The sequence below is a fragment of the Achromobacter semiaridum genome (assembly GCF_053543755.1).
In genome coordinates, this window is the sequence record NZ_JBLVOL010000095.1 from 1 (window position 1) to 3,962 (window position 3,962).

Annotated in this window: 4 protein-coding genes; all 4 read right to left on the reverse strand. The window is 63.8% G+C overall.

The window, feature by feature from the left end:
* On the reverse strand, positions 1 to 262 hold a 262-nt coding region (locus tag ACNPP0_RS22390; RefSeq protein ID WP_448707047.1), incomplete at its 3' end, for a phospholipase D-like domain-containing protein.
* On the reverse strand, positions 259 to 1,125 hold the full coding sequence (locus tag ACNPP0_RS22395; RefSeq protein ID WP_332609512.1) for an endonuclease/exonuclease/phosphatase family protein: 867 nt from the start codon (positions 1,123 to 1,125) through the stop codon (positions 259 to 261). The genes ACNPP0_RS22390 and ACNPP0_RS22395, both read right to left, overlap by 4 nt.
* 277 nt (positions 1,126 to 1,402) lie before the next feature.
* Positions 1,403 to 3,190 carry an aspartate--tRNA ligase gene (gene aspS, locus ACNPP0_RS22400; RefSeq protein WP_046802942.1) on the reverse strand — a complete coding sequence of 596 codons (1,788 nt, stop codon included), beginning with the start codon at positions 3,188 to 3,190 and terminating at the stop codon, positions 1,403 to 1,405.
* A 40-nt stretch (positions 3,191 to 3,230) separates the two neighbouring features.
* Positions 3,231 to 3,896, reverse strand: coding sequence for a DUF502 domain-containing protein (locus ACNPP0_RS22405; protein WP_046802941.1), 666 nt, complete (start codon positions 3,894 to 3,896; stop codon positions 3,231 to 3,233).
* Positions 3,897 to 3,962: the final 66 nt, after the last annotated feature.

Below are 3,962 nucleotides of genomic sequence, written 5' to 3' on the forward strand. Positions count from 1 at the left end.
CCCCCACGGCTTCCACGTGCATGGCGCTGCCAAACCCGTCCAGCACCACCCTGACCTTCACGCCGCGCCGCGCTGCCGCCATCAGGCTTTCCAGCACCTGGACGCCTGTGCGGTCCAGCATGAAGATGTAGGTTTCCAGATGCACGCTGACCTGCGCGGCATCGATGGCCGCGCAGAGCGCGGGGAAAAAGTCGGCACCGTTCTGCAACAAGCGAATGCTGTTGCCGTCCGTCCATTCAAGCTTGACCTGCTCGGCCTTCACGGGAGTTCCAGCTCCGCCAGCAAGGGGGAATGATCGGACAGCCGCGCCCATTCCCGTCCGCGCAATACGCGCGCGCTGCGCACGGCGAAACCGCGCTGATAGATGCGGTCGAGGCGAAACCACGGGAACACGGCCGGAAAGGTACGGGGCGGCGGCAGCAGTGGTGGCGCGCTGCCACCCATGCCCAGCTGATTGGTGCGTTCCATCACGGACAAGCCGCCGTTGGGCAAGCCACGCAGCGCGTTGCTCAGGCGCTTGACCGAATCGCGCAAGCGCGGCAATTCACCACCATGGCTGCGCGGCGCGTGCGAGAACACTTCGTACAGGCCCAGCTGCTGCACGAACAGCGGGGCCAGGCGGTCGTTCCAGTCGTTGAAATCACCCGCGATCAGGATGGGTTCGCCATCGGGCACCATGCGGCGAATGCGCTCGGTCAGCGCCAGCACCTGGCGCGTACGGCTGCCGGCGAACAGGCCCAGGTGCACAACAAAACAATGCACCGGCCGGTCATCGACTTCAATGCGCGCATGCAGCAGGCCGCGTTGTTCCAGGCGGTGATCCGAGATGTCGACGTTCTCGTGGTCAAGAATGGGAAAGCGCGACAACAGCGCGTTGCCGTGATCCGTGGCATGACGGATGGCGTTGCGGCCATAAGCCACATCCAGCCGCAGGGCAGCGGCAAGTGATTCGTGTTGAGCGTCGAGCAAGGATTTTTGCTCGTTGCGGCCTTGGACTTCCTGCAGAAAGACAAGATCAGGGCGCAGGCCGTAAAGACCTAAGCGCAGTTCATTCAAGGAGTCGCGCCGGCCTAATGCCGAACGGCCCTTGTGAATGTTGTAGCTGACGACACGGATGAGCGACATAAAAGCGATGGCGCCTTTTGAAAGCAGAGGAACCACTGGCCAGACCCAAGGGCAGCTCCGGCAAGCACCGTCAACAAAGCGGCGTCTGCCAGATTACTCCAATTCAGCCACGCCTAGCCGCAACAAAAACACACTTATCGCAAGCCATGCCGCCAAAGAACGCAACCCGCCGCAAGCCCATGCCGCCCCACAAGCCGGGCCGCCGAGGATCCGGCTCCGCCGGTCCCGCGAGGCGCCCCCCTGGGGGGGAGGCGCCCCCGGCGCCTCGGGGGGGGGCTTACTTAGCCTCGACGTTACGCAAGCGGATGTGCAATTCGCGCAACTGCTTTTCGTCGACTTCGGAAGGCGCTTGCGTCAGCAGATCCTGGGCGCGTTGCGTCTTCGGGAAGGCGATTACGTCGCGAATCGATTCGGCGCCGGTCATCATCGTGACAATGCGGTCCAGGCCGAATGCGATACCGCCGTGCGGAGGCGCGCCATATTGCAGCGCGTCCAGCAGGTAGCCGAACTTTTCCTGAGCTTCCTCGGCGCCGATCTTCAACGCGCGGAACACCTTGCTTTGAACTTCTTCGCGGTGGATACGGACCGAGCCGCCGCCAATTTCCCAACCGTTCAGCACCATGTCGTAAGCCTTGGCGAAGGCCTTGCTGGGATCGGTTTCCAGGAAGTCTTCGTGGCCGTCCTTCGGGCTGGTGAACGGGTGGTGGGCGGCGGTGTAGCGGCCGTCTTCCTCGTCATATTCGAACATCGGGAAGTCAACCACCCACAGCGGCTGCCAACCGGCCTCGAACAGGCCCGTCTTCTTGCCAAATTCGCTGTGGCCGATCTTCACGCGCAGCGCGCCGATGGCGTCGTTGACGACCTTCTCGCGATCCGCGCCAAAGAAAATGATGTCGCCGTCTTGCGCGCCGGTGCGCTTGACCAGTTCGGCCAAGGCAGCGTCGTGCAGGTTCTTGACGATGGGCGATTGCAGGCCGTCACGGCCCTTGGCCACTTCGTTGACCTTGATGTAGGCCAGGCCCTTGGCGCCGTAGATGCCCACGAACTGCGTGTAGCCATCGATTTCGCTGCGGGACATTTCGGCGCCGCCCGGCACCCGCAATGCGACCACGCGGCTGCCGGGCGCCGTGGCGGCGGCGGCAAACACTTTGAAGTCCACATCGCGCATGACGTCGGTCATGTCGGTGAATTCGAGCTTCACGCGCAGGTCCGGCTTGTCGGAACCGTAACGGCGCATCGCTTCGGTCCACGGCATGATCGGGAACGGCTGGGCCAGGTCAACGCCCTGCACTACCTTGAACACGTGGCGGATCAGGTTTTCGAAGATTTCGCGGATCTCGAATTCGTTCAGGAACGAGGTTTCGCAGTCGATCTGGGTGAATTCGGGCTGGCGGTCAGCGCGCAGGTCTTCGTCGCGGAAGCACTTGGTGATCTGGTAGTAGCGGTCAAAGCCCGACACCATCAGCATCTGCTTGAACAGCTGCGGCGATTGCGGCAGCGCGAAGAAGTGGCCGGCGTTCACGCGCGAGGGCACCAGGTAGTCACGCGCGCCTTCGGGCGTGCTCTTGGCCAGCATCGGGGTTTCGATGTCGATGAAGCCCAGCTGGTCCAGGAACTTGCGCGTTTCGATCGACACGCGGTAGCGCAGCATCAGGTTGCGCTGCATTTGCGGGCGGCGCAGGTCCAGCACGCGGTGCGTCAGGCGGGTCGTTTCCGACAGGTTGTCGTCGTCCAGCTGGAACGGCGGGGTGACCGACGCGTTCAGGATTTCGACTTCCTTGCACAGCACTTCGATCTCGCCCGAAGCCAGCTCGCTGTTGGCGGTGCCGGCCGGACGCTCGCGCACCAGGCCGGTGACGCGGACGCAAAATTCATTGCGCAGGCGCTCGGCGGTGGCGAAGGCGGCGTTGTCCGGATCGAACACGATCTGGGCCAGGCCCGCGCGGTCGCGCAAGTCGATGAAGATGACCCCGCCGTGGTCGCGGCGGCGGTTCACCCAGCCGTACAGGGTGACGGTCTGGCCGAGATGGTCACGGCAAACCTGGCCGGTGTAGCAGGTACGCATGCGGGATGACTCCGTTGTGTGCTTAGTTTGAGCGTAAGGGTTACGAATCGGCGCGCGGCGCGTCTTGCACGCCGGTTGCTGGAGAGAGCGGGGCCGGTTGACCCTCGGGCGCAAGCGCCTGGGTCGGGGCGACCACGCCCATGGAAACGATGTACTTCAATGCCGCGTCCACACTCATCTGAAGATCGATCGCGTCGGCGCGAGGCATCATCAGAAAGAAGCCGGACGTGGGATTTGGTGTCGTGGGCACATACACGCTGATGTGGTCGCCCGGCATCAGCCCGGCCACTTCACCGCTGGGCGTGCCGGTGACGAAAGCGATGGTCCAGGAGCCGGCGCGCGGATACTGCACCAGTACCGCCCGACGAAACGCCTGGCCATTGGGGGCCAGCACGGTATCGCTGACCTGCTTGACCGAGTTGTAGATGGAGCGCACCAGCGGAATACGGCCCAGCAGGCTTTCCCACTGGTCCACCATGGTGCGGCCGATGAGGTTTGCCGCGAATATGCCCGTCAGCAACACCACCACGATGACCAGGACGAAGCGGAAGCCCGGGATGTCGATGCCGAACAGCGATTCGGACGACAGGAAGCCGGGCACGAACCCTTCCAGGGTGGCGACCAGCAAGCCCAGTACCCACACCGTGATGACCAGGGGAACCCAGATCAGCAAGCCGGTGATGAAGTACTTCTTGATAAGGCGCATCCGCATCGCAAGGGCTCTAGGCGGGCGTACCGCCGGCCGGCGCTGCGGGGCTGGCCGCGGGCGCGG

Bases quoted from the DNA above. Each gene is read 5' to 3' on its own strand.
- ACNPP0_RS22395 (WP_332609512.1), bottom strand. From the start codon at position 1,125: ATGTCGCTCATCCGTGTCGTCAGCTACAACATTCACAAGGGCCGTTCG.
- aspS (WP_046802942.1), bottom strand. From the start codon at position 3,190: ATGCGTACCTGCTACACCGGCCAGGTTTGCCGTGACCATCTCGGCCAG.
- ACNPP0_RS22405 (WP_046802941.1), bottom strand. From the start codon at position 3,896: ATGCGCCTTATCAAGAAGTACTTCATCACCGGCTTGCTGATCTGGGTT.